This is a genomic window from Flavobacterium ammoniigenes (assembly GCF_020886055.1).
Taxonomy (GTDB): Bacteria; Bacteroidota; Bacteroidia; order Flavobacteriales; family Flavobacteriaceae; genus Flavobacterium; species Flavobacterium ammoniigenes.
The window spans coordinates 1,976,963-2,002,380 of sequence record NZ_AP025184.1 but is presented as its reverse complement, the minus strand read 5'-3'; the positions used below and the strand labels follow the sequence as shown (position 1 = coordinate 2,002,380).

The 25,418-nt window shown below is 34.8% G+C and carries 22 protein-coding genes, 1 tRNA gene and 1 pseudogene; 7 read left to right on the top strand and 17 right to left on the bottom strand.

The features are described from left to right. Nucleotides 1–10: 10 nt before the first annotated feature. The 8 genes from LPC21_RS09180 to LPC21_RS09145 form a co-directional block, all read right to left on the bottom strand. Nucleotides 11–2,419, bottom strand: a complete 2,409-nt coding sequence (locus tag LPC21_RS09180; protein ID WP_229316863.1) for an alpha-ketoacid dehydrogenase subunit alpha/beta — start codon at nucleotides 2,417–2,419, stop codon at nucleotides 11–13. Between the two features lie 176 nt (nucleotides 2,420–2,595). Continuing rightward, nucleotides 2,596–5,343 (bottom strand): gluzincin family metallopeptidase, encoded by a 2,748-nt coding sequence (locus tag LPC21_RS09175; RefSeq protein ID WP_229318577.1) that lies wholly within the window; start codon nucleotides 5,341–5,343, stop codon nucleotides 2,596–2,598. Nucleotides 5,344–5,493: 150 nt separating this feature from the next. Then, nucleotides 5,494–6,216, bottom strand: a complete 723-nt coding sequence (locus LPC21_RS09170) for an LOG family protein (RefSeq protein ID WP_229316862.1) — start codon at nucleotides 6,214–6,216, stop codon at nucleotides 5,494–5,496. A gap of 58 nt (nucleotides 6,217–6,274) precedes the next feature. Then, nucleotides 6,275–9,106 (bottom strand): excinuclease ABC subunit UvrA, encoded by a 2,832-nt coding sequence (gene uvrA, locus LPC21_RS09165; RefSeq protein WP_229316861.1) that lies wholly within the window; start codon nucleotides 9,104–9,106, stop codon nucleotides 6,275–6,277. Between the two features lie 113 nt (nucleotides 9,107–9,219). Then, a complete protein-coding gene (locus LPC21_RS09160) occupies nucleotides 9,220–11,004 on the bottom strand; it encodes a chloride channel protein (protein ID WP_229316860.1) in 1,785 nt (594 codons plus the stop codon). Between the two features lie 29 nt (nucleotides 11,005–11,033). Next, complete coding sequence (locus tag LPC21_RS09155) at nucleotides 11,034–11,699, bottom strand: DNA alkylation repair protein (RefSeq protein WP_229316859.1); 666 nt, start codon at nucleotides 11,697–11,699, stop codon at nucleotides 11,034–11,036. A gap of 9 nt (nucleotides 11,700–11,708) precedes the next feature. Then, nucleotides 11,709–13,391 carry a gamma-glutamyltransferase gene (gene ggt, locus LPC21_RS09150; RefSeq protein ID WP_229316858.1) on the bottom strand — a complete coding sequence of 561 codons (1,683 nt, stop codon included), beginning with the start codon at nucleotides 13,389–13,391 and terminating at the stop codon, nucleotides 11,709–11,711. Then, nucleotides 13,388–13,972 (bottom strand): acyl carrier protein phosphodiesterase, encoded by a 585-nt coding sequence (locus LPC21_RS09145; protein WP_229316857.1) that lies wholly within the window; start codon nucleotides 13,970–13,972, stop codon nucleotides 13,388–13,390. The genes ggt and LPC21_RS09145 overlap by 4 nt, the downstream gene beginning before the upstream one ends. 149 nt (nucleotides 13,973–14,121) lie before the next feature. On the opposite strand from LPC21_RS09145, the gene glmM reads away from it, so the two are divergent. After that, entirely contained in the window at nucleotides 14,122–15,510 is a 1,389-nt protein-coding gene (gene glmM, locus LPC21_RS09140; RefSeq protein WP_229316856.1) for a phosphoglucosamine mutase, read from the top strand. 52 nt (nucleotides 15,511–15,562) lie between these two features. Here the strand turns inward: glmM and LPC21_RS09135 are convergent, their stop codons facing one another. Continuing rightward, on the bottom strand, nucleotides 15,563–16,432 hold the full coding sequence (locus LPC21_RS09135; RefSeq protein WP_229316855.1) for a lysophospholipid acyltransferase family protein: 870 nt from the start codon (nucleotides 16,430–16,432) through the stop codon (nucleotides 15,563–15,565). Nucleotides 16,433–16,546: 114 nt separating this feature from the next. Between LPC21_RS09135 and LPC21_RS09130 the strand changes: the two genes are divergently transcribed. Then, nucleotides 16,547–17,185, top strand: a complete 639-nt coding sequence (locus tag LPC21_RS09130; RefSeq protein ID WP_229316854.1) for a rhomboid family intramembrane serine protease — start codon at nucleotides 16,547–16,549, stop codon at nucleotides 17,183–17,185. A 44-nt stretch (nucleotides 17,186–17,229) separates the two neighbouring features. Here the strand turns inward: LPC21_RS09130 and LPC21_RS09125 are convergent. The 5 genes and pseudogenes from LPC21_RS09125 to LPC21_RS09105 all read right to left on the bottom strand — a co-directional run bounded on the left by LPC21_RS09125 (nucleotide 17,230) and on the right by LPC21_RS09105 (nucleotide 19,663). After that, nucleotides 17,230–17,310, bottom strand: a tRNA-Tyr gene (locus LPC21_RS09125). 174 nt (nucleotides 17,311–17,484) lie between these two features. Beyond that, a pseudogene (locus tag LPC21_RS09120) lies at nucleotides 17,485–17,871 on the bottom strand (peroxiredoxin family protein); the annotation flags it as partial. Between the two features lie 18 nt (nucleotides 17,872–17,889). Continuing rightward, nucleotides 17,890–18,642 (bottom strand): DUF4369 domain-containing protein, encoded by a 753-nt coding sequence (locus LPC21_RS09115; RefSeq protein ID WP_229316853.1) that lies wholly within the window; start codon nucleotides 18,640–18,642, stop codon nucleotides 17,890–17,892. Between the two features lie 190 nt (nucleotides 18,643–18,832). Then, on the bottom strand, nucleotides 18,833–19,273 hold the full coding sequence (locus tag LPC21_RS09110) for a KTSC domain-containing protein (RefSeq protein ID WP_229316852.1): 441 nt from the start codon (nucleotides 19,271–19,273) through the stop codon (nucleotides 18,833–18,835). A gap of 144 nt (nucleotides 19,274–19,417) precedes the next feature. After that, complete coding sequence (locus LPC21_RS09105) at nucleotides 19,418–19,663, bottom strand: hypothetical protein (protein WP_229316851.1); 246 nt, start codon at nucleotides 19,661–19,663, stop codon at nucleotides 19,418–19,420. Between the two features lie 88 nt (nucleotides 19,664–19,751). Here LPC21_RS09105 and LPC21_RS09100 point away from each other — a divergent pair, with 88 nt between their 5' ends. Genes LPC21_RS09100 through LPC21_RS09085 form a run of 4 tightly spaced genes read left to right on the top strand, consistent with a single transcriptional unit; the run spans nucleotide 19,752 to nucleotide 21,076 of the window. Next, the gene (locus LPC21_RS09100; protein WP_229316850.1) at nucleotides 19,752–20,297 is read left to right on the top strand and encodes a hypothetical protein; all 546 of its coding nucleotides are present in this window, start codon (nucleotides 19,752–19,754) and stop codon (nucleotides 20,295–20,297) included. Between the two features lie 7 nt (nucleotides 20,298–20,304). Further along, entirely contained in the window at nucleotides 20,305–20,460 is a 156-nt protein-coding gene (locus LPC21_RS09095) for a hypothetical protein (RefSeq protein WP_229316849.1), read from the top strand. Nucleotides 20,461–20,467: 7 nt separating this feature from the next. Next, entirely contained in the window at nucleotides 20,468–20,689 is a 222-nt protein-coding gene (locus LPC21_RS09090) for a hypothetical protein (RefSeq protein WP_229316848.1), read from the top strand. Further along, the gene (locus LPC21_RS09085) at nucleotides 20,690–21,076 is read left to right on the top strand and encodes a YchJ family protein (RefSeq protein ID WP_229316847.1); all 387 of its coding nucleotides are present in this window, start codon (nucleotides 20,690–20,692) and stop codon (nucleotides 21,074–21,076) included. A 2-nt stretch (nucleotides 21,077–21,078) separates the two neighbouring features. Here the strand turns inward: LPC21_RS09085 and LPC21_RS09080 are convergent, their stop codons facing one another. Continuing rightward, a complete protein-coding gene (locus LPC21_RS09080) occupies nucleotides 21,079–21,789 on the bottom strand; it encodes a DUF4339 domain-containing protein (RefSeq protein ID WP_229316846.1) in 711 nt (236 codons plus the stop codon). Between the two features lie 14 nt (nucleotides 21,790–21,803). Further along, entirely contained in the window at nucleotides 21,804–23,204 is a 1,401-nt protein-coding gene (gene mnmE, locus LPC21_RS09075) for a tRNA uridine-5-carboxymethylaminomethyl(34) synthesis GTPase MnmE (RefSeq protein ID WP_229316845.1), read from the bottom strand. 167 nt (nucleotides 23,205–23,371) lie between these two features. Here mnmE and LPC21_RS09070 point away from each other — a divergent pair, with 167 nt between their 5' ends. Further along, nucleotides 23,372–24,208, top strand: coding sequence for a universal stress protein (locus LPC21_RS09070; protein WP_229316844.1), 837 nt, complete (start codon nucleotides 23,372–23,374; stop codon nucleotides 24,206–24,208). A 67-nt stretch (nucleotides 24,209–24,275) separates the two neighbouring features. Here the strand turns inward: LPC21_RS09070 and dnaN are convergent, their stop codons facing one another. After that, on the bottom strand, nucleotides 24,276–25,394 hold the full coding sequence (gene dnaN / locus LPC21_RS09065; protein WP_229316843.1) for a DNA polymerase III subunit beta: 1,119 nt from the start codon (nucleotides 25,392–25,394) through the stop codon (nucleotides 24,276–24,278). Nucleotides 25,395–25,418 lie beyond the last annotated feature (24 nt).

Genomic DNA, 25,418 nt, shown 5'->3' with positions numbered 1-25,418 from the left:
TGATTCTAATTTAATACAAATCAGGGTATTGGTTGGGTCTGGCTTCGCTCATCATGGCATATATTTTTTCATAAATATCATCCACTGATGGTTTTGAAAAATAGTCGCCATCCGTTCCATAAGCTGGACGGTGAGCCTTAGAAGTTAAAGTTTGAGGTTTACTATCTAAATACGAATAACCATCTTGTACTTCTATAATTTGTTGTAAGATATAGGCCGAGGCTCCTCCAGGAACATCTTCATCGATTACTAATAATCGATTCGTTTTGGCAATACTTTTAACAATATCCTTATTGATATCAAACGGTAACAATGATTGGATGTCAATCACTTCGCAATCGATGCCTATTTCTGCTAATTCATTAGCGGCTTGTTCTACTAAACGTAAAGTAGAACCATACGAAACTAGCGTAATATCTTTTCCTTCTCGAAGTGTTTCTACGATTCCAATAGGAGTTTTAAACTCACCATAATTCAATGGTGCTTTTTCTTTTAATCGGTATCCATTCAAACATTCAATGACTAAAGCGGGTTCATCAGCTTCTAAAAGCGTATTGTAAAAGCCAGCGGCTTGTGTCATATTTCTTGGAACCAAAACGTGAATTCCTCTAATGGCATTAATGATCATTCCCATTGGAGAGCCAGAATGCCAAATACCTTCTAATCGATGGCCGCGTGTTCGAATAATTAATGGTGCTTTTTGTCTTCCAAATGTTCGGTATTGTAAGGTGGCCAAATCATCACTTAATATTTGAATGGCATACAATAAATAATCTAAATATTGTATTTCGGCAATAGGGCGAAGTCCACGTAAAGCCAATCCAATTCCTTGACCGATAATAGTAGCTTCTCTAATACCAGCATCAGTCACACGCAATTCTCCATATTTTTCTTGCATGCCTTCAAGACCTTGGTTCACATCGCCAATATTTCCGGCGTCTTCGCCAAAAACTAAGGCTTGAGGATATTTGGTAAACAAGGCGTCAAAATTGTCTCTAACAATCATTCGGCCATCCGTATCAGCGATACTGTTGTCACTATATTTCGGAGCTATTGGCTGGACTGAGTTAACATTCGAATTGGATTCAGAATGCAAATGGCTACTAAATTTATGCTGGGTTACTGCAGTATAACTTTGAATCCATTGGGCTACTTCGGCTTGACCACTTTCGTTGATTACCAAACGCAATACCTTACGAGCGGTGCCTAAAATTTCCTTTTTTAATGGATCTTTAATATTTTTTAATACGGATATGTATTGAAGAATTTTAGATTTATTTTGACTCATTTCGGCTACTCTTTCTAGCAGCGCAACGAGCTCTTTTTGTTCGGTAATAATAGGCTCAATAAATTCTTTCCAGGCTTCTTTTTTACCTTCAAGAACTGCGGTTTTTGCATTGGCATCGATCATATCCAATTCTTCTGGTGAGGCTATATTAATAGCGATCATCCACAATCGCATTTGACGAATACAGTCATATTCTTTTTCCCAAGCTAATCTTTCCGCGCTTTTGTAACGTTCATGAGACCCAGAACTTGAATGACCTTGGGGTTGAGTTAATTGTGAAACATGAACTAAAACGGGTACATGTTCTTTTCGCGCTACATTAGCTGCCTTTTCGTAGGTGGCAATTAAATCAGCATAATCCCAACCTTTTACTTGAAGGATTTCAAAACCATTGCTTCCGTTTTCTCTTTGGTAGCCTTTTAAAATTTCTGAAATACTTTCTTTAGTAGTTTGGTGCTTGGCATGAACCGAAATTCCATATTCATCGTCCCAAACACTCATTACCATAGGTACTTGTAAAACTCCTGCAGCATTGATTGTTTCAAAGAAAACCCCTTCAGAGGTACTGGCATTGCCAATAGTACCCCAAGCAATTTCATTTCCTTCGATTGAAAAATTTGCTGCATTAGTAATTCCGGGAACTTCTCTGTATATTTTTGAAGCATATGCTAATCCTAAAAGGCGTGGCATTTGAGCTGCCGTAGGGGAGATGTCTGAGCTTGAGTTTTTTTGTTTGGTTAAATTTTTCCAAGAACCATCGGCGTGTAAACTGTGTGTTACAAAATGACCTCCCATTTGTCTTCCTGCCGACATGGGTTCATAATCCAAATCAGTATGCCCATACAAACCAGCAAAAAATTCTTTAATGGTTAATTTACCTATCGCCATCATAAAGGTTTGATCACGATAGTAACCAGAGCGGAAGTCTCCATTTTTGAAGTATTTAGCCATGGCTAATTGCGGTACTTCTTTTCCGTCTCCAAAGATGCCAAATTTAGCCTTTCCAGTAAGTACTTCTTTACGACCTAACAAACTACATTCTCTGCTTGTTATCGCAATTTTGTAATCATTCAAAACTTCTATTTTGAAGTCTTCAAAAGTTAAGGCCGTAGTAGTTTTTTCTTGTACCATAATTGAAAAAGGATGACATAATGTACAAATCTAATTAAAAACTAGATATTTTCATACTAACACTACTAATTAAAATTAGCTTTTTGTAATCAATTTCGATATTTATAGTATTTTGTTGAATAATTATTTGTCAAAACATAATTTGTTAAATAATTATGTAATTTTTTTGAGTTTTATTAAAACCATTTTCTATTGAAAAGGTTGATTAAAGTTTTTGGCGATAATGTAATGACAAAACGAATCTTTTCATGGTAATTTTTCTGATTAATTTCGAAACCATTGTTGGAATAAAACGGTAAATACATTTCAAAATAATCGGTTACTAAATTCAATCGAATGCCATTATCATAAACAAATTGAGCCGTATTATTCCTGTTTTTAAGTACGCCAAAATCTCCATAGATTTCTATCCATCTCCATATATTGAAACTTCCATTTACCGTTCCCATCCACTGATTAGCAAAAGCGGGTTGCAACTTTGATTTGAAACCACCTTCCGCTTGAATGTATTGTTGACTAAAGAATCCACTGCTTTCAGATCGTCCATAAAAATTGTAGTCAAATAGATAATCAGTGGGTCTGTCTAAAGCAAAACTAAAATAATTGGATTTGGTTTTGTTATATAAAAATGCTCCTAAATACAAACGTAAATTCACTTGACGGTTATTTTCAAATAGCTTTCTGTATTCGAATTCCGCAGCAATCTTACCAAATTTACTTGCCAATTGAATATCGCCATTGGAACTAATATGCTTCGTTATTTCAGTTTTTGAAATATAATAGCGGGTATTGAATACGGAATAATTGGCTTCCAAATCCGTTGGTACAATTTTACTTTGATCTCGAGTAACAATAACTTGTCTTAGTAAAATCCCCTCTTTTGTATTGTCTCTAAAATCAGGTTTCCGAAATCGGAATTCTATGGCTGGGGTAATTTTGGTATAACTCGCATCAGGCGCATAATGAAAATAAGAACCCGACAAAAGATACCTAACGGAATATAAAGTACCCGTTCTACGATTGTCGTTGATTATGAATCCTCCACCACCAGATAAATTTTTTGATTTTGTGGAATAGGAGGGAGCCAAATCAAAAATGAAAGGTTTGTCTAAAATGGTTTTATTATGTAAGCGTAAGCCTGGCGAAAGACCATCATATAAATTATACGTTAATGTGGGCACGTATAAAATTTGATTGTAATAGGGATCTTCTAGATCTTTCATTAGTACGAACTTTATAGGGCGATTGTTTGGAAAAAAACCTTCTAATTTATTCCAATTATTTCTTAAATTATATTCGGGTACTTCATTGTTATAATTCAGAATAATTTTATCTGCCTCTTTTCGTGGTATCGTAAAGGTGCTATCACATTCTTTTAAATCCAACCAATCTTTGAAAACAATTTCTTTCTTTTTTAGTCCATAAATGGGAATAGGAATAGGTAAATCAGTTTTGTTTTTTATTGAAAAAGTAATACTGTCTTTGGTTTTGGAAACTTTGGCAAATTTATAATCAATTAATTCTCTCGAATGCACGATGGTGGTAAAGAACCAATCAATATTCTTAGTTGTATTTGATTTTAAAATAGTTTCAAAGTCTTTATCCGTGGTTTGTTTTGCTTTGTTCAAATTGTAGAATTCTCGAATACTTTTTTTTACAATTCCATTTTGAAGGTAATTATCAAGGAAACGAATGCTTAATCCGGCTCTGTATTTACTGGCAATTTGTTCGTTAAATTTAATTAAATCTGTTTTAGGACTTCCTAAAGCCTGATCTAAATTTTTACGAGCCATCAACATATAAAAATAGCTGTATTGTTCGTTAAATTTAAGATTTGCTACATTGTAACTTTTTAAAATTTTAAAATCGGATGCTTTTCCAAGCATGGTACTATTGGCATGATAAAGCTCAATGTATCGGATCATGGCATCCATTTGGATGGCATCGTAAATCCAATTGTTTTTTCTCGGATCCAGTTGTAAACTAGTTTTTAAATAAGTTTCTAAATAGGTTTTTAAGAATTTAATTTCAAATAAAAAATCATCTTCAAACGGATTCAGAAATTGGGGTAATTGATTGAGTCCATAAAACGGATTTCGATCATAGTTGGTTTGGGAAACAAGGATTTTTTGATGGGGATATAATCCAATAAATTCATTTGCAAAATTGGCAATTCTATTGATTATAATGATTTTTTGAATGTCATCTAATTTTGTAGTATTGATGTCTGTGATAACTTCGTTATGATCGTTATGGTAACTTTTGAAATTAGATTTGGATTGAATTACGATACTAAAGTCGGTCCTATTTTCATCCTCTAAAAAGTAACTCATTTGATTTTTTTCTTCCATTTGATGCGTGATCACTAAATCTGTTGTGAGTGCTGCTTCTTTTGGGATTTTGAATTGAATATTAAAATCACAACTACTATTGGCAATATCGTCCAAGTTACTATTGCTGTACCTAACAAAATCGTGGTCTTCATATCTTGCTGGAGTGATGTACCAATTTTTAAGATGTAAATTTCCATTAGCAGCATATCCATATTTCGTAAACTGATCGCTTGGAATTTTTGAAAAATAGGTTAGAAAGAGTGAAACGGATTGATTAGGAGCTAACTTGTCTCTCAAATCTACGGTAATTAAATCGGGGTTTTCTATGATTCTACTCCAAGATAGAAATAATTTATCTACATTCAGAATGGTTAAATTAGAAGTTCCACCACGTTCCGCTTCAGTAGCCAAATGGAATCCTCTGTAGAATTCATCAGAAAAACGATTCGCTAAAGGAGTGTTTTTATTGGAGTAGGCGGTATTCCAATCATTTAATACAAGAGAAGAAAGAGTGTCGTTGGTCTGATTAATAAAGGTAATTTCTTGTTGAATTCGAAGTGTTTGGGATGCAGCATCCAGTTCAACCATCATCTTAGATTGATGTTGTGCCATGCTACTTATTGATGATAACATCAATAGCGAATACAATACTATTTTGAGAAATGATTTCAACTTTAAATGATTTAACTACAAGGTACAATTTAATAACCGAAAACAATTCAGAATAGGATAATCTAACGATTAAAAGTTAGGACTTAAGTCGAATTTTTTATAGAAAGCGTCAATTACTGCAACTACTTCATCTTCGGTGTCTACAATTTTTATTAGATCTAAATCAGAAGCACTCACAGTTGCCTCGCGTTCGATTAAAACCGTTTTTATCCAATCAATTAGACCAGACCAAAAAGCTGTTCCTACTAAAACTATTGGGAAACGACCTATTTTTTTGGTTTGAATCAAAGTGATGGCTTCAAATAGTTCGTCCAAAGTTCCAAATCCTCCTGGCATCACTACGAATCCTTGTGAATATTTTACAAACATTACTTTTCGAACAAAGAAATAGTCAAAGTTCAAATTTTTATCTCGATCAATATAGGGATTATGATGTTGTTCAAATGGTAATTCGATATTTAACCCAACAGAAGTACCCTCGCCTAAATGAGCTCCTTTGTTTCCGGCTTCCATGATGCCTGGACCTCCGCCGGTGATTACTCCGTATCCGGCTTTGCTAATTTTATAGGCAATTTTTTCTGCCAATAAATAGTAAGGATCTCCAGGTTTGATTCTGGCCGAGCCAAAAATACTCACACAAGGTCCGATACGTCCCATAGCTTCATAACCATTGACAAATTCAGACATGATTTTAAAAATACCCCAACTGTCATTGGCACGAATATCATTCCAATCTTTTTGATTGAGTTGGGCTTGAATCTCATTATCTTCGGTACTATCGTGTAATTTCATAGTTTTAAATTTTGGTAGCTTTTCATGTCTTATTACGAATAGCTAGGTTTACGACCTACTAAACTAATTCTTTTTTCAAAAATTCAGCAGTATAGCTTTTTTTATTTTTTACTATTTCTTCAGGAGTTCCTTTGGCCACTAATTGTCCGCCGCCTTTACCTCCTTCAGGGCCAATGTCGATGATATAATCTGCCAATTTGATCACATCCATATTGTGTTCAATGATCAATATGGTATTCCCTTTATCAACCAATTTATTAATCACCCCCATCAAAACTCGAATATCTTCAAAATGCAGTCCGGTAGTGGGCTCGTCTAAGATATAAAAGGTGTTTCCAGTATCTTTTTTGGACAATTCTCCCGCCAATTTGATGCGTTGTGCTTCGCCACCCGAAAGCGTGGTACTCTGTTGTCCTAAAGTAATATAACCCAATCCCACTTCTTGGATAGTTTTAACTTTTCGGTAAATTTTAGGAATGTTTTCAAAGAAAGGAACCGCTTCATCCACCGTCATGTTCAACACATCTGAGATGGATTTTCCTTTGTAGCGAATTTCTAAAGTTTCTCTGTTGAAACGTTTGCCTTGACAGGTTTCACATTCTACATATACATCCGGTAAAAAATTCATTTCAATGGTACGCACTCCGGAGCCTTCACAAGTTTCGCAACGTCCGCCTTTTACATTAAAACTAAAACGTCCCGCTTTGTAACCGCGAATCATACTTTCAGAAGTCATCGTGAATAAGTTACGAATCTCCGAAAAAACTTCGGTATAGGTCGCTGGATTCGATCTTGGCGTACGCCCAATTGGACTTTGATCTATATCAATCACTTTGTCAATATGTTCTAAACCTTCAATTTTTTTATAGGGTTGTGGTTTTTTGACACCATTGAAATAATAGGCATTTAAAATAGGATAGAGGGTTTCGTTAATCAAAGTCGATTTACCACTGCCCGAAACGCCTGTTACACAAATGAGTTGACCCAAAGGCAATTCGATAGAAACATTTTTTAAATTATTTCCTGTGGCTCCAGTTAGTTTTAAAAATTTACCATTGCCCCCACGACGCTTTTTAGGTACTTCAATTTTCATCTCGCCATTCATGAATTGAGCCGTAATGGTGTTGCTTTTTAAAATGGCAGCAGGTGTACCTTGACTAATGATTTCGCCACCGAATTTTCCTGCTCTTGGACCAATATCGATTACATAATCGGCGCGTTCAATCATGTCTTTGTCATGTTCCACTACAATTACCGAATTGCCAATATCACGTAATTGTTCCAATGAATGAATCAATTTTTCGTTGTCTCTTTGGTGCAAACCAATACTAGGTTCATCCAAAATATACAATACGCCAACTAATTGCGAACCAATTTGAGTTGCCAATCGGATACGTTGTGCTTCTCCACCGGAAAGGGATTTAGAGCTTCGGCTCAAGGCCAAATAATTCAAGCCTACGTTCATCAAAAAGTCCAATCGATCTTTGATTTCTTTGATGACTTCCGTTGCAATTGTTTTTTGTTTGTCCGATAAATGACTCTCCAATTCTTGAAACCAAAGGGTTAAATCAGAAATATCTAAATCGCTTAATTCGGCTATGTTTTTATCGTTTACTTTGAAAAACAGGGCTTCCTTTTTTAATCGTGAGCCTTCACATTCAGGGCATTGTACTTCGTCCATGAATTCTTTTGCCCAACGTTTAATGGAGCTTGAACCGCTTTCGTCGTGTTGGTTTTTGATAAAATGAGCGATGCCTTCAAAGTCTATTTTGTATTCTCTGGCAACGCCTAAATCTTTGGAGTTGATAGTGAATTTTTCCTTACCACCGTTCAAAATAATGTCCATCGCTTCTTCCGAAATGGTCTCTACCGCATCGGTCAATTTGAAACCGTATTTTTCGCCAATAATTTCCAATTGCTTGAAAATCCAAGACGATTTGTATTCGCCCAATGGCGCAAAACCACCATTTTTTATAGATAATTTAGGATTTGGAATGATCTTTTTGCGATTGATTTCATTTACCGTTCCTAATCCGTTACAATGTGCGCAAGCGCCTTTTGGCGAATTAAAAGAAAACAAATTGGGTTCTGGATTTTGATAGGAAATTCCGGTAGTTGGACACATTAGATTTCGACTAAAATAACGCACTTCATTCGAATCTTGGTCCAACACCATCAACACATTTTCACCATGATGCATAGCGGTATTGATGCTTTCGTATAAACGTTTCTGATTGTCATCGCTGTTATCGACAACTAAGCGGTCGACTACAATTTCAATATCATGGGTTTTGTAACGGTCTAATTTCATACCGCTAACCAAATCCTGAATTTCTCCATTTACGCGTACTTTCAGAAAGCCTTGTTTGGTGATTTGCTGAAAAAGCTCGGCATAATGTCCTTTTCTAGCCCGGATAATGGGTGCTAGAATATTGATTCGTTTTCCAGAGAAATCTTGGGTAATCAATTCTTTGATTTGCTCATCGGAATAGGAAACCATTTTTTCGCCTGTATTGTAACTGTAGGCATCGGCGCCACGGGCATACAATAAACGCAAGAAGTCGTAAATTTCAGTAATGGTTCCAACCGTAGAGCGCGGACTTTTGCTGGTTGTTTTTTGCTCAATAGCAATTACAGGAGAAAGTCCGTCAATTTTATCGACATCGGGGCGTTCCAATCCACCTAAAAACTGACGGGCATAGGCCGAAAAAGTTTCAACATAACGACGTTGTCCTTCGGCATAAATCGTATCAAAAGCTAAAGATGATTTTCCTGAACCTGAAAGTCCTGTGATCACTACCAATTGCTCTCTTGGAATAGAAATATCGATATTTTTTAGGTTGTGAACGCGTGCACCCTGAACGTCAATAGTATTGTCTGTGTCTACCATAATTTTTGCAAAAAAGCAAAGTTACCATTTTGATTGAATCTTTTGGTACAACAGCAGCGAAGTTTATGTTAAAATAGCTTGTAAATTTGGAATTGACTTGTGTACCGATCTGATTACTCAATGGTCATGGATTTCAGTTTGGTACGATAAGCTTCTAAAGCCATAGATTTCGAAATAAATCCGTAATACTTGTCGTTTTTGAGTACCGGTAAAAAGGCCATTTTAGTTTGCTCAAATTTATTCATTACCATTTCCATACTGTCTTCTGGTGTAATGATTTCTTTGGGTGCCGACATGATCTCTTTGATTAGGGTAAATTTCACTCGGTAGGTGTTGAAAATAATTTCTTTAATATCATTAAAATAGACCACGCCCACCAATTCGTTTTCCAAATTTACAACTGCAAAAACAACCTGAGTAGAATTGGAAATCAAGTCGACTAATTTATCTAAATTTTCATTGGGATAAACCGTCAAATAATCGGTTTGAATGATGGAATTAGTATTCAAAGTAGATAATACATTGGCATCTTTGTTACTCGTAAAAGCATGTCCTTTTTTGGCTAAATTTTTCACATCCATGGAGTGTTTTTCGAAACGTTTCGAAATAGCAAAACTGATTGATGAGACAATCATCAATGGAATCATTAAGTTGTAGCCTCCGGTGATTTCGGCAATCAAGAAAATCGCAGTTAAAGGGGCATGAAACAACCCACTTAAAATACCCGCCATTCCTACTAATGTAAAGTTACTGATGGGCAATTTGGCTAACCCAATAAGGTTAATCAACTTGGAAAAGAAAAAACCAACATAGGATCCTAAAAATAGGGAAGGAGCAAAGTTACCACCATTACCACCACTACCAATAGTTAGACCGGAAGCAAAAGCTTTCAATAACATGGTACTACCTACAAAAAGTAATAGTGCCCAGCTGTTGTTTCTAAAACTGCTAAATAAGGTGTCATCTAGTATTTGTCCCGGATCGCTTTCTGATAGAATCCTGATGCTTTCGTAACCTTCACCAAACAAAGTTGGAAAAACATAAATTAAAATGGCTAGTAGAGTTGAGCCAAACAGCGCTTTTTTATATGGGCTTAGTTTTAATCGGCTAAAGAAATGTTCTACGCGTTGAAAATTACGGGAATAATAAATGGAAATCAAACCGGTGAATATGCCTAAGAAAGCATAAAACGGAATGTAATGATAATTAAAATCTTCTTGTTGCTTGAACGAAAGTAAGATATTCTCATTTAGCACAATCACGGATACTAAAGCGCCTGTAGCTGCAGCGATCATAATGGGTGTAAATGCCGAAATACTCACATCAACTAAAAGTACTTCGATAGCAAATAAAACTCCTGCAATAGGAGCGTTAAACGCGGCTGCTATTCCAGCAGCAACCCCACATCCAATCAATAAAGTTCGGTCTTTATAACTTAAACGGTATTTCTGAGCAAAATTAGAACCAAAGGCAGCACCCGTAATTACAATGGGACTTTCTAGTCCAGCAGATCCACCCATACCCACCGTTAAGGAACTGGTAATGATTTGCGCATACATTTGTTTGGCAGGGATAATACTGGCTTTTTTAGCTACCGCATACAGGATTTGCGAAGTCCCTTTTTGAATAGTTCCTCCTAAGAATTTTTTGATTAAAAAAACGGTGAGTAAAATCCCTATGATAGGCAAGATACTATTGAAAAAACCTAATTTTAAAATCCGACTGACATAGGTGGCAAAAGTAAATACCCAGTGCGCAAAGGCTTTTAAAACGATTACTGCAAAAGCAGCTGAAATTCCAACCAAAACAGCCGATAGAAAGATAAATTGTTTATCGCCTAATTTTGATCTGGACCAAGCGATCGTGCCTTCTATTTGGAGTATGATTTTCTTAAACATGGTATTTTTTTCAGCGCGCTAAATTACAATTAAATATTTTTTAATGCTTCTTTTTTACTCAAAGGCTTTAAGTTGGATTGCAATACAAATCCTCGAACGGCTTCTGGATCTGTTTTGGCATATTCACGAAGCGCCCAACCAATTGCTTTACGAATAAAAAATTCATTAGAATTACTATGTTTTGTACACAATGATTGCAGTAGTTTAAAATCAGTTTGGGATTTATACCCTAATTGAAACAAGATCACACTTCGGTTCAACCAAATATTTTCTGCATTTGAAAATCGTGCCACAACTGTTGGTATTTCAGCAGGAAATTGCTGTAAATAATCGCCTAAAATAAATTTTGAAATCGTATCGACACTATCCCACCAAGAATTGGTAATGAGTAATTTTTCGATCCAAATGATATCATCAATTACATATTTATTTTTTAGATTTTTAATTAATAGTTCTATCCCGCAATACTGCAATTCACGTTCTTTTTTCAAAAATAATTCCCAGCTGATTGCTCTTGCATTTTCATTGATTTCAGCTTGGTGTGTTTTACAAATAGATTTAAAAATAGCTCTCCTTTCATCGGTTTTAATTCCAAAAAACGGAAATAAATCTTTCATGTATTTGGCCATTGGCAATGCATTTTCAGGATGCTGCTTGGTTTTGAATTTGGTTTCTAATTCGGTAATAAAATTCATGGTCATCAATTAAAATCCAACAGCTTTATCATCTCCTCTAAAATCAGCACCTCCTTCTAATTTTCCATTTGATAAAACTAAAATAGCGTCTACTTTGCCAATTACAGGCGTGGTTTTTTCATTGATTAAATAGGATTTTGTTTTTAAAGTTCCCAAGGTTTTGGCATTAAAAGCATTGGGTTCAAAAGTGATAATGTCAGGCAGCCATTGGTGATGAAAGCGAGGAGCATTCACCGCCTCTTGCATACTTAAGTTGTATTCGTATACATTTAGAATAGTTTGTAAAACCGAAGTAATAATTGTGGATCCACCAGGAGACCCCACTACCATGAATAATTTTCCATTTTTTTCAACGATCGTTGGTGTCATCGAGCTTAGCATTCGTTTTTGGGGAGCGATACTGTTGGCTTCATTTCCAATCAATCCAAACATATTGGGTTCGCCTGGTTTGGCACTAAAATCATCCATTTCGTTATTCAAGAAAAAACCCAATTCGTCGCAATAATATTTGGATCCAAAACCATCATTAATAGTAGTTGTAGCTGCTACGGCATTTCCAAAAGAATCCACAATGGAATAATGTGTAGTTTCTGTACTTTCATTGTAATTCACTTTACCTTCTTTTATATCAGAGGATAAAGTAGCTTTATCTGAATTGAATGTTGCCATTCGAGTTTTTAAATACTCTGAGTCCATTAACTCTTTTAGCGGAATTTTTACAAAATCAGGATCGCCTAAAAAGGCACTTCTATCGGCATAGGCTCTTCGTTCTGCTTCCACCATAACTTGAATTGCCTCTGCTGAATTCTGTCCCATCCTCTTGATATCAAATGGCGCAATCATCTTCATGATTTGTGATAAGCAAATGCCACCACTGCTAGGCGGTGCCATCGAAATTATCTTTAACTCTTTGTAATTAAATTCAAGTGAATTTCTCCATTTTGCTTGGTAATGAGCCAAGTCTTCTTGGGTAATTATAGCCCCAATTTTTTCAAAATAACGAACTAATTGTTGTGACGTTTCTCCTTTATAAAATTCGTCTTTTCCATTTTTAGCAATTCGTTTTAATGTCTCCGCTAATGCAGGATATTTAATGGTATCGTTTTCTTTGAAAATAGTAGCGAATTTGGTTGTATTTCCATTCGCTTTGATAATGGCTTCTCGGTAATTGTTCAAACTTTTTTCTTGTTTTTTGGTCACAATGACTCCCTTTTCAGCGAGCTCAATTACTGGTTTCATGATTTCAGACATGGGTAAAGAACCTAATTTTTTATGGACTGCAAATACACCTGCTATAGTTCCAGGCACACCGATAGCCAAAGGAGAATCCGTACTTTTATCGGGTAGTATATTACCTGCTTTGTCTAAGAACATATTTTTAGTTGCCGATAAAGGTGCTTTTTCTCGATAGTCAAGTGTTCCAGTTTCACCATTAGCTTTGCGATAGACCATAAATCCGCCACCGCCAATATTGCCTGCATAAGGATAAGCCACTGCCAAAGCTAATTCGGTAGCAACCATGGCATCAAATGCATTGCCGCCTTTTTTCATAATAGCAACGCCAATTTTAGACGCCTCTTCACGAGCGGAAACTACCATGGCTTTGTCAGCGATTAGCCCTTTTTGGGCTTGGGTTATATTGGTTACTAGTACCAATAATGTAATAAAAAAAACACGAAAAGTTGTTTTCATAATTCGTTGAGTTTGTTTTTTGAAAATAGTTGTACTTCTTTATAAAACAGTGTAAAATCGGATTCAAATTCTTCGTAGTTTGCGACCAATTCTTCGGTTGCAAAACGCATTAACGATTGGTTTTTAGTACGTTGATCCATTTGACTTAAAATTCGCTCTAAACCATTGATAGATTGATAATTGACAAGCCAATTGTGCTGAATCATATACGGCAATAGGTGCTGTGTTTTGGTAGTTAATACCTCGGGATTGTCCAATAAGGATCGGTAAAAACGATCGGAATAACTTTCCAAAGTTTCTTCAGAATAGGCGGACCAATTTTTAGCTAAAAAATGATCGTAATACATGTCGACAATAACCCCTGCATAGTGATGATAACGCGAATGCAGTTTCTTTGTACTTTGTCTAAAAACAGGATGGGCATCCGTAAAGGTATCAATCGCTCGATGCAATAAAATTCCTTTTTGAATGTCCATAGGAAAATTTTCATACTGTTTACCTCGAACGCCATCGGCCATAAAATTGCCAATTTTGATCCATTCGTTATCGCCAGAAAGATGAATGTGGGCAAGGAAATTCATTTTGTTGTTCGAGTTGTTTCTTTTCAAATATACAAAGTTCAGTTCATTTTAGATTTTCATTTTGTAAAAAAAAGGTGATGATTTTGTCGTCTAGCTAAAAGCGAACTTTTATATTTGTATTTCAAAATAAAAAATTAATTCAGACATAGATGACTTTAATAAAATCAATTTCAGGAATTCGAGGAACAATAGGAGGTAAAGTAGGAGATAACTTGACTCCAGTAGATGCAGTGAAATTTGCTTCGGCATATGGAACTTGGCTAAAAAACTATTCAGGTAAAGAAAAATTATCTGTAGTAATTGGTCGCGATGCTCGAATTTCAGGACCTATGATTCATAATTTGGTTGTGAATACTTTGGTAGGTCTTGGAATCGATGTGATTGATTTGGGATTATCGACGACACCCACAGTGGAAGTTGCGGTCCCTTTGGAAAAAGCTGATGGTGGAATCATTTTAACAGCTTCGCACAATCCAAAACAATGGAACGCCTTGAAGTTGTTGAATGAAAAAGGAGAGTTTTTGAATGGAGTAGAAGGGGAGAAAATTTTAGAAATTGCGGAAGCCGAAGCCTTTGATTTCTCAGATGTTGATGCATTAGGAACCGTGACAGAAAACGATGCGTACATGGATATTCATATTGACGAGGTGTTGAATTTACCCTTAGTAGATGTTGCGGCTGTAAAAGCGGCGCAATTTAAAGTAGTGGTTGATGGTGTGAATTCTTCGGGAGGAATTATCATCCCTAAATTATTAGAATTGATGGGCGTTGAAGTAGTGAAACTATATTGCGAACCCAACGGTCATTTTCCACACAATCCAGAACCTTTGAAAGAACATTTGACTGATATTTCAGAATTGGTTGTTAAAGAAAAAGCTCATTTAGGAATTGTAGTAGATCCAGATGTAGACAGATTAGCATTCATTTCTGAAGACGGCGAAATGTTTGGTGAAGAATATACTTTAGTAGCTTGCGCGGATTATGTATTGAGTAAAACTCCTGGGAATACGGTTTCCAATATGTCTTCTTCTCGTGCGTTGCGTGATGTTACTAATGCGCACAAAGGAAATTATGAAGCGAGTGCTGTTGGAGAAGTGAATGTAGTGGAGTTAATGAAAAAAAATAATGCCATTATTGGAGGAGAAGGAAACGGTGGGATCATTTACCCAGAATTGCATTATGGGCGTGACAGCTTGGTGGGAGTTGCTTTATTCTTAACTCATTTGGCCAATAAAAAAATGAAAGTTTCGGCATTACGTGCTTCGTATCCAGAATATTATATGAGCAAAAACAAAATTGAGTTGACACCACAAATTGATGTAGATGCTATTTTGGTTGCCATGACTGATAAGTATAAAAATGAGGATATCACTACAATAGATGGAGTAAAAATTGATTTTGCTTCTGAATGGGTGCATTTGAGAAAATCCAATACAGAACCTATTATCAGAATTTATACGGAAGCACCTTCACAGCAAGCAGCCGATGTTTTGGCCTTGCGCATCATTGATGAAATAAAAGCGATTGCGGGAATCTAATCCGATTGCAAATAAAAATAAAAATCCCCTTTTTGATTGAAAGGGGATTTTTTTATCTGCGGTGTTTCCATCTTTTGTGCGTCCAAAAATAAAATTCAGGTGCTTCTACAATTTGTTGTTCCACTTCTTTCAGATACGCATCCGTGATTTCATAATCAGGAATTGATTTAGGATCAGTAGCAATTGGAACAAAAGTGGCCTCATAATAGCCTCTTTTTACTTTTTTCACTTTGGCAAAAACCACTTCTAAATCGTAGCGTTTGGCCAACATTTCGGCTCCTGTATGAACAGGAACAGTGATGCCCATAAATTGCTGCCAGTGAAATGTTTTATGTACTTGAGGCGACTGATCACTTGCTAAACCATAAAGACTTATGATGCCATTTTTTTCATTATCATTAATTAAGGCAATGGTATTTTCGGTTGTAACTAACTCTGATTTAAACTTAGATCGAATGGCTCTCACTTTGGCATCAAAGTATTTGTTGTTTATTTTCTTGTATACCCCATAACATTTGAAGGTCGTACTTTCATTTATTGATAGTAGCCACTCCCAACTTGCATAATGAGCTGCTAGTAAGATGATACTTTTATTCTTTTGTTCGTATTCTTTGAGTAATTCAATATTGGTAATTCTGAAACGCTCTTTCATTTCCTCTGAAGAAATAGACATGGTTTTTATCATTTCTAAAAACATATCGCACATATGATGGTAGAATTTTTTTTCTATCAACAAACGTTTTTCTTCACTTAAATGAGGTAATGCAATTAATATATTGTTTCGAACTATTTTTTTTCGGTAGCCAACGAGATAATAAACCAGAATATAGATACAATCGGAAAACCAATAAAATAATCGAAAGGGTAACTTTGATATAATCCAAAGAAAAGGGAAACTAATACTATAAATCAAAAATTGCATGCGGTAATTTTTTACAAATATAAATCAAAATAATTGTTGAAATATAAATAAGAACGAGAACAACTGCAATTTGACTGAATTACTATCTTTACCATTCACTAAAATGGATACATAATGAATATACTTTTGATTGTAATCATAGCTATTACAGTTCTAATTAGCTATAGAGGATTTAACGATCTTTCTTTTTTTAGAAAATTTGAATTCCATGTTGGTAGCATCCTGAAAGGAGAGCAAATCAGAATGATTTCTTCAGGTTTTTTACATGTCGATATGGGGCATTTATTTTTTAATATGGTAACGCTTTGGTTTTTTGCTCCCTTGGTTTTAGCCTATTTAGGAAACTGGACTTTTGTACTAGTTTATATGGGAAGTTTGATTTTTGGCAATTTGTTGACCTTGCTTTTTAATAAGAACAACTATAGTTATCGAGCTGTTGGTGCTTCTGGAGCAGTCACTGGTGTTTTGTACTCAGCCATTTTGTTGCAACCGGATATGATGTTGGGACTTTTCTTTATAATTCCTATACCGGCCTATCTATTCGGAATTTTGTATTTGCTGTATTCTATTTACGGAATGAAATCAAAAAATGACAATATTGGACATTCAGCTCATTTTGGAGGTGCAGTTGGAGGGTATGTTATTACATTAATTGAGCAGCCTCAATTACTAATCGATCATACTGAAATGGTTGTATTATTGACAATTCCAATTATAGTGCTGTTTGTTATGCAGCGATTAGGAAAGTTATAATTGTTTCCAATAAAAAAGTCCCGACATACATCGGGACTTTTTTGTGGGGAGAGCAGGATTCGAACCTGCGAAGTTTTCACAGCAGATTTACAGTCTGCCCTCGTTGGCCGCTTGAGTATCTCCCCATTTCCTAGACTAGGCCGTTTTGTTTGTCTAAGCGGTTGCAAATATATAAACTGTTTTGATGTTTGCAAATTAAAACACCACATAATTTCGGTATAATTTTTAACCTATTGGTATTGAATAAAATAAAAAAATCTCCCATTGGGAGATTTTTTTATTTTCAATAATTGAGTTCTTTATTTAGCTAAAAGAGATGCGATTTTATTGCGTAAATCAGCTCCTCTTAAATCTTTTGCAATTACTTTTCCAGTGGCATCTAAAATAAATGTTGCTGGTATAGATTCGACATTATATTGTCTTGCAATTGGTTCGTCCCAGTGTTTTAAATTAGAAACCTGAACCCAGTTCAGTTGGTCTTTTGCAATTGCTTCTTTCCAAGCTTTTGCTTCTTTGTCTAAAGAAACACCTATGATATTTAACCCTTTTGAGTGAAACTCTTTGTAAAGGGCAACCATATTCGGGTTTTCTTTACGACACGGACCACACCAAGAAGCCCAGAAATCAACAATAGTTATTTTTCCTAAACTCTCTTTTAATGAAACTACTTTTCCTGCAGGATTAGGTGCAGAAAAGTCAGCTCTTCATTTTGCTCCACCAATAGCTGGTGGTGCAGCAGGTCCTGATTTTAATTTAGCCAAAGCTTCTTTTACGGCTTTACCTGGTTTTGTGTTTTGAATTCTCTCTTCTAATTCATTAAATGTAGCTTCAGCTTTTTTAACATCAGTAGTTGGGTCATTTAACATTCCTTGTAAAATAAGAACTGAAATAAATGATTTCGGATGTGTCTCAGCATAAGTAAGGTATTTTGCTTTAGCAGCTTCACCTACTTCTTGTTGAATTTTACCAAATTCTTGCATTAATTTAGTAATTGCAACAGTGTCTTTTGCTTGTTGAGCCGCTTGCATAGCTGGTGTATTCTTAGTTTGAAAATCAACTAATTTCTTTTGAATTTTAGCTAGTTCTTCTGTGAATTTTACGTATTCATCATTATTATAAGTACCAGAAACTTTTGATTTTTGAATACTGTCTTTGTTGATTTCGATAGTTACTTCTTCTCCATCTTCTAAGATAAATGGGATTGGAGCTGGAGCACCTTCCAATTTAATTGTATAAAAAGCAGGCTCAGTAATTTTACCTGTCATTTCAAATTTACCATTTTCTACTTTTACAGTATCTTTAGCGATTAATCCAGTCTCATCTTGCGTTTCAAGAATAATAGTTTTTCCGTTTTCAACTCCTTTTGCGGTACCAGAAATTACATATTCTCCTTTTCCAGCTTTGCTACATGCAACTAAAACTACTGCAGCAGAAAGTAATACAATTATTTTTTTCATTATAAGTTTGTTAAATGATTTAAGTTGACAAAAGTATTTAAAATTATAAAGTATCACTACTTTTTTAATCTTAAATTTTTGTTGTATTTAGTATTATAGGTTTTTTGTATTAGTAGGTCTTTATTTGATAAAGAAGAATATAAAAAAAGCACACTAAAAAGTGTGCTTAAATTATTAAAATGTACTTGTTTTAGTCTTGGTTGATCGTTTTTCTCCAAGTAAAGTTATTCAAAATATGTCTTTTTGCAAAACGTCCAGGAGAGTCTGCATTGACCATTTTTACGTAGGTTGCTTTTGGTACACTGATGTATTCGTACACACTTCCATTTGAAAAATTGATAATCAATCGTCCGTCTACAAATTTATAATCAGTAATGGTTGAAGTAGAAATGGTTTCAGTGTATTCAGGTAAGTTTTGTTTAATCGTTTCTGGATTAATACTTACTAAAAAGTGATAGGCTTCAATAATTAATTTACTATTTTCTTCTGCCGCTTTTAAACCCGCTTCATCACCTTGAAATTTATCAGGATGTGCATCTTTCATCGCATTGCGATAAATGGTTTTTAAATCTTTTAAATCGACAGTTTTGTCAACATTTAATAACTTACGGTATTCAACTATTTTTTTCATAAATAAAGATAACTATTTGTCTTTTTGTTTGTTTGTAATGGATTATTGTTCCAAATCGACAAATTTTTTGCAAAGGTACACTTTTTTTTAAGTTTTTGGTTTGGACCAAAGAATATTCTTAAATTTTAGGAAGTATAGTAATTGTTATTCTTCTTTGTAATTGGCTTTGTCAAAGTTTTTTGATTTTTTAGGATATTTGTCATAACTAATATCACTTGGATTTTCTATTATGGATTTAATGGTAATCCAATCGCCAATGGCATGATGGGTAGAAGCTAATTTATAATCCAATAAGTAGTCTCCACAAAAAAAGTTACCATTTTCATCCTGTTCCATTTTTCCTGTAAAAACTCCCTTTTGAAGCATTTTATCGTGTGAAGATTTTGACATAATCTTGTATTTTTTAATTATTAGACTGCAAACTTAATCAATTATTGTTTGGTTAGGCTGAAAAGCAGATTCTACTTACTTTTGTGACATGAAACAATCCTTTCGTCCAAGCCCAAATTCATTCAAGAATACATTCTGTGTATTTCATGAAGTACCACTTGATGCTATCGATGGTCTAGAGGTTCAATATGCAAGTAAGGCAGGTAGTTCTTATTATTATACCAAAGAGGGAATGTACAGATTGTCCAATCACTGGGGAAGATTGGCTAATAGTAAATGGCGTTTAGAACCTATGCAAGAAACATCGTTGTCAAAACAAAAATTGGGTTTTGCACTATGGACTAGTTTTTATCCAGATAACGCAGAGGATAAATTGTATTATTTGGAAGCTAATTTTGACACTAAAACGGTACAATACCAACATAAAAACAATCCATCTTACGATCAAAAAGCAGTACTTCGAACAAGTTTTGAAACCGCTAAGCGGATCAAACAAGTGCGCAATTTATTTGAATTGACTTCTTGGGCAAAGTATTTTGAGTACGATGATTTGGATAACTTGCGAATGAAAATTATAAATGGACTTATTTATACTAATAAGTCTTTGGAAGAAATAAAAAGCGAACAACGCTAAATCAATTATGGGTAGAAATAACGAACGAAATATCAAAAAGCATAACGACAAATTGCACAAAGAGCAAGACAAAGCCAAAAAAGCGGCTATGGCTCGGAAAGAAAAGTTGAAGCAAATTGTCAAGCAATTCAATACCAATAAGCCCGAAGACACCACTAATTAATGACCTTATGGAAAATAACGATTTCAATTTATTACAACAAGAAGTACAAAAAATAATCGATTTAATTGCCGCTAAAAACGGAAAAGAAGCCAACAATAAATTGGTGGAAATAAGCCAGCAACTGGACGATTTTCTTGATTTTTCAGACGATGATGCCGACTTAATTGAAATAAGTCGTTATCAAGTACTCTTAAATCAATTGCATCAAAAAATTAACGAGTTAAATTAAATGGTGACTCAAAGTTGTTTTTGTGGGTCGGCTTTTCCTTTTACACAATGTTGTGAGCCAATACTCGTGGGCAATCAAAAAGCAGTTACTGCAGAAGTACTGATGCGATCACGCTATTCTGCCTATGCCACTCACAATGCAGATTATTTGATTGCAACAACGCATTCCAGTACAAGAACTACTCATTCCAAGAATGAAATTTTGTATTGGGCAACCAGTAATCAATGGCAACGCCTTGAAATAATTCGTGTTACTTCAAATACGGTTGAATTCAAAGCTTTCTATTTCAACCCAAATAAAGAGTTACAAGTACATCATGAACATTCCCGTTTTGTAGAAGAAAATGGCGAGTGGATGTACGTAGACGGCGACTATTTTGAGTTGTAGCATTATTTGATTTTATCTAATTCTAGATTTAATCGGTTTTGTTCTAATTCTAGGTCTTCCAATTCTTGTTCAAAATCAACGATTTCTTGTTTGATTTTTTTAAGTTCTTCGCTTTTTTCTGTTGAAGTTCGCAATACTTTGAAGTCGGTTGCTTTGGCCAATTTTTCTTTAGCAGTGTCTAAATTATCTTTGGTAACTGCCATTTCGTTTTCTATAGCTGCTATGCGATCGATTATCGTTTGTTTTTTTTCTCGGGCTGTTCGTTCAGCTTCCGCTTTTTCTTGCTCTTCAATTAATTTTTTTTGAGCTTCAATTTCTTTTTGCTGTAATAAAAACTGTCTGTTTTCTAATTCTGTTTTTTTGTTTTTAGCTTCTAATTCTTCACTACGAATATTTTGAACAATATTAATCGCAATAGTTGAACCTACTACAATTAGTACAATTACTATAATAAAAGTATTTTTTGAAAGCCCTAAAAAAGCAGCATTGCTAGTTGTTTTTGGCGCTTGTGGCACCACAGTTTCTTCTACTTGAAATGGAGGAGGAGTAACTGCAACTAATTCGTACAGTTCTTCTACATCTCCTGCATATTTCCACTTTTCCATTCCCTCAAACCAAACGGGTGTGGTTTTAGTAATTTTCATCGCTCGTAATTCGTCAAAGCTAAAAGGACCTGAGCTTTCGGTTCCGTTATGTAAAAAATATTTTTTCATAGACTGTTGTAGTTTTATTTTCCGATACAAAAATTAGCAAAAATGTTTCCAAGCAATTCATCGTTTGTTACTTGACCAGTAATTAAGCCGAAATGGTACAAGGCTTCTTTAATATCCAATGCCATTAAATCGCTGGATAGATTGGATTCCAATCCAAATTTAACTTTTTGAATTTCGTCCAATGCTTTCAGTAACGAATCATAATGACGCGTGTTGGTTACAATAGTTTCATTATTTCGTAAAGCTCCTGTATTTACAAAAGAAAGTAAAGTGTTTTTAAGTTCATCAATGCCCGTTTTTTGTTTGGCTGAGATTAAAATTTGTTTCAGGTTTAAAGTTTCAAGTTGTACAATAAGACTTTCTGTTTCTTCACTCGAAATTAGATCCGATTTGTTGATTACAATTACTACAGGTTTAAGCGGATATTTGTTTTTAACTTTTTCAATTTCAGTAACATATTCAGAACCTGAAACTTTAAACTTTAAACTTTCAAACAAATAAAGTACGACTTGGGCTTGTTCAATTTTCTCGAAAGTTTTTTGAATTCCAATACTTTCTACTACGTCTTTAGTTTCGCGAATTCCAGCCGTATCAATAAATCGGAAACCAATACCTCCAATGACTAATTCGTCCTCGATGGTATCTCTTGTTGTTCCAGCAATGTCTGAAACTATGGCACGTTCTTCATTCAATAAAGCATTTAATAAAGTCGATTTGCCCACGTTGGGTTCGCCCACGATAGCCACAGGAATTCCGTTTTTAATAACATTTCCTACAGCAAAAGAATCAATCAATCTTTTCAGAACAAATTCGATACGGTTGAGTAATTCATGAAATTGTGTTCGATCAGCAAATTCAACATCCTCTTCCGCAAAGTCTAATTCCAATTCGATTAAAGAAGCAAAATTTAATAGTTCTTCTCGCAGTCTGGCAATTTCGTTAGAGAATCCGCCACGCATTTGTTGCATCGCAATTTGGTGTGAGGCTTCGTTGTCTGACGAAATCAAATCAGCAACTGCTTCGGCTTGTGACAAATCTAATTTACCGTTTAAAAAAGCGCGTAAGGTAAATTCACCGGCATCGGCCATGCGACAACCTTTACGCAGTAATAATTGGATTATTTGTTGTTGAATGTAAGTAGAACCATGACAGGAAATTTCGATGGTGTTTTCACCTGTGTAGGAATTAGGGCCTTTAAAAATAGAAATCAAAACTTCATCTAAAGTTTTTCCTTCATCAATAATATGCCCCAAATGTAAGGTGTGTGTTTTCTGTTGTTTTAAATCCTTGTTTTTGATTGATTTAAAAACACTGGCGCCTATTTCGATGGCGTCTGGTCCAGAAACTCTAATTATTGAAATTGCTCCAGCCCCCGAGGGTGTTGCTAAGGCTACGATGGAATCGGTGTACATCATTTTGATTATTCTAAGTCACAAAGATAATAAAACTCTCTGGGTAAATTTGGGTATTATTTTGGAAGGTGTAAGACAACTATAATAATTGTAAATTACTGATAATTATCATTTTATATCAAAATTGTTGTAACTAATTTTGATAAAATAAATTGATAAACACTTTATTTATGAAAAAGATTCTATTTCCTACTGATTTTTCTGAAGTTGCCAATAATGCGTTTGTTCATGCATTAGAATTCGCCAAAATGGTTCATGGCGAATTAATTTTGTTGCATTCTTTTGAATTGCCTATTTACGACAATCAATTTTTTCCGGAGAATTATGCCGCAATTTATGATTCGGTGGAATTAAGTGAATTTGAAATGTTTAAGAACGAAATTCCAAAGTTGCGAGCAATTGCCGAAGTACATCATCTCGACAAAATTAAAATGTCTCACCGATTGAAAGATGGGGATTTGGTTTCAGCCATCAAAGAATCAATTAAAGATGACGCGATTGATTATTTGGTTATGGGTACTTCAGGAGCGACTGGTTGGGAAAGTTTTTTTATGGGTACCAATGCGAGTTCGATCATAACAGATGCAGGTATACCGGTTTATTGTATTCCTTCTAATGCGCCATTTCAAAAAATACACACCATTGGTTTCACTACTCGATTTAGATCAAAAGATAAAAAGGCATTGCAAATCGTATTACAATTGGCACATAAGGCAAAAGCAAAAGTAAAATGTTTGTATGTTAAAACCTCCAACTCAGATATTACTAATGCTACGATTGCCGAATGGAAAGAAGAATTCAAATCAGAACCAATCGACTTTTATACTATTGAAGATGATGATGTTCAAGCCATTATCACTAATTTTATTATGTATAAAGAAGTAGATGTTTTAATTATGTTGCCCTATAAAAGAGGTTTTTTTGAAGGACTCTTTCATACCAGTTTAACTAAAAAGTTAGCCACTGATTTTGAGATTCCAATTTTATCAATTCCAATAAAGGAATAGATTCTAAAAATAAAAAAACCGCTATCCAATTGAATAGCGGTTTTTTATTTTATTTAAATGAGTTGAATTAGGCGTTCAACATAACTGGCATAACTAACATCGTTACGGTTTCTCCTTCTTCTAAACCATCAACAGGTGTAAGGATTCCGGCGCGGTTGGGTAATGACATTTCTAACATGATCATATCGGATTGTAGGTTAGTTAACATTTCAGTTAAGAAACGTGAGTTGAACCCTATTTGCATATCGTCTCCTTGATAATCACAAGTCAATCTTTCTTCGGCTTTGTTTGAGTAATCAATATCTTCAGCAGAAATATTCAATTCAGCACCTGCAATTTTCAAACGAATTTGGTGAGTAGTTTTATTAGAGAAAATAGCCACACGACGCACAGAACTCAAAAATTGAGATCGGTCAATCATTAATTTGTTTGGATTTTCCTTAGGAATTACCGCTTCGTAGTTTGGATATTTTCCATCGATTAAACGACACATCAACAAATAATTGTCAAATGAGAAAGTCGCATTAGAATCGTTGTATTCAATTTTCACTTCTGCATCCGAAGCACCTAAAATACTTTTTAAAATATTCAATGGTTTTTTCGGCATAATGAAATCAGCTACTTGAGAAGCCGTTACATCGGTGCGAGCATATTTTACTAATTTATGAGCATCTGTTGCAACAAATGTCAATCCTTGTGGAGAAAACTGAAAGAATACGCCTGACATTACTGGACGTAAATCATCATTTCCAGCAGCAAAAATAGTTTTACTGATTGCTGTTGCCAACACATCTGCAGGAACTAAAGTTACTGAAGGTTCGTCTAAGTTTACCGATTTAGGAAATTCTTCACCCGGAGCATATGCCAAGGCATATTTTCCAGAATTAGAGCTAATTTCGATTGTACTGTTTTCTTCAACAGTGAAAGTCAGGGGTTGTTCAGGGAAAGTTTTAAGTATTTCTAAAAGCAATTTGGCAGGAACTGCAACACTTCCTTGGCTGGTAGAATCAATATCCAAAGTAGCAGACATCGTAGTCTCTAAATCAGAAGCAGAAACTGTCAAAAGATTGTTGTTCAATTCAAATAGGAAATTATCTAAAATAGGTAAAGTATTATTGCTATTGATAACGCTTCCTAGCACTTGTAATTGTTTTAATAAGTACGAACTCGATACTATAAATTTCATCTGTTATATTTTATATTTTTTGGG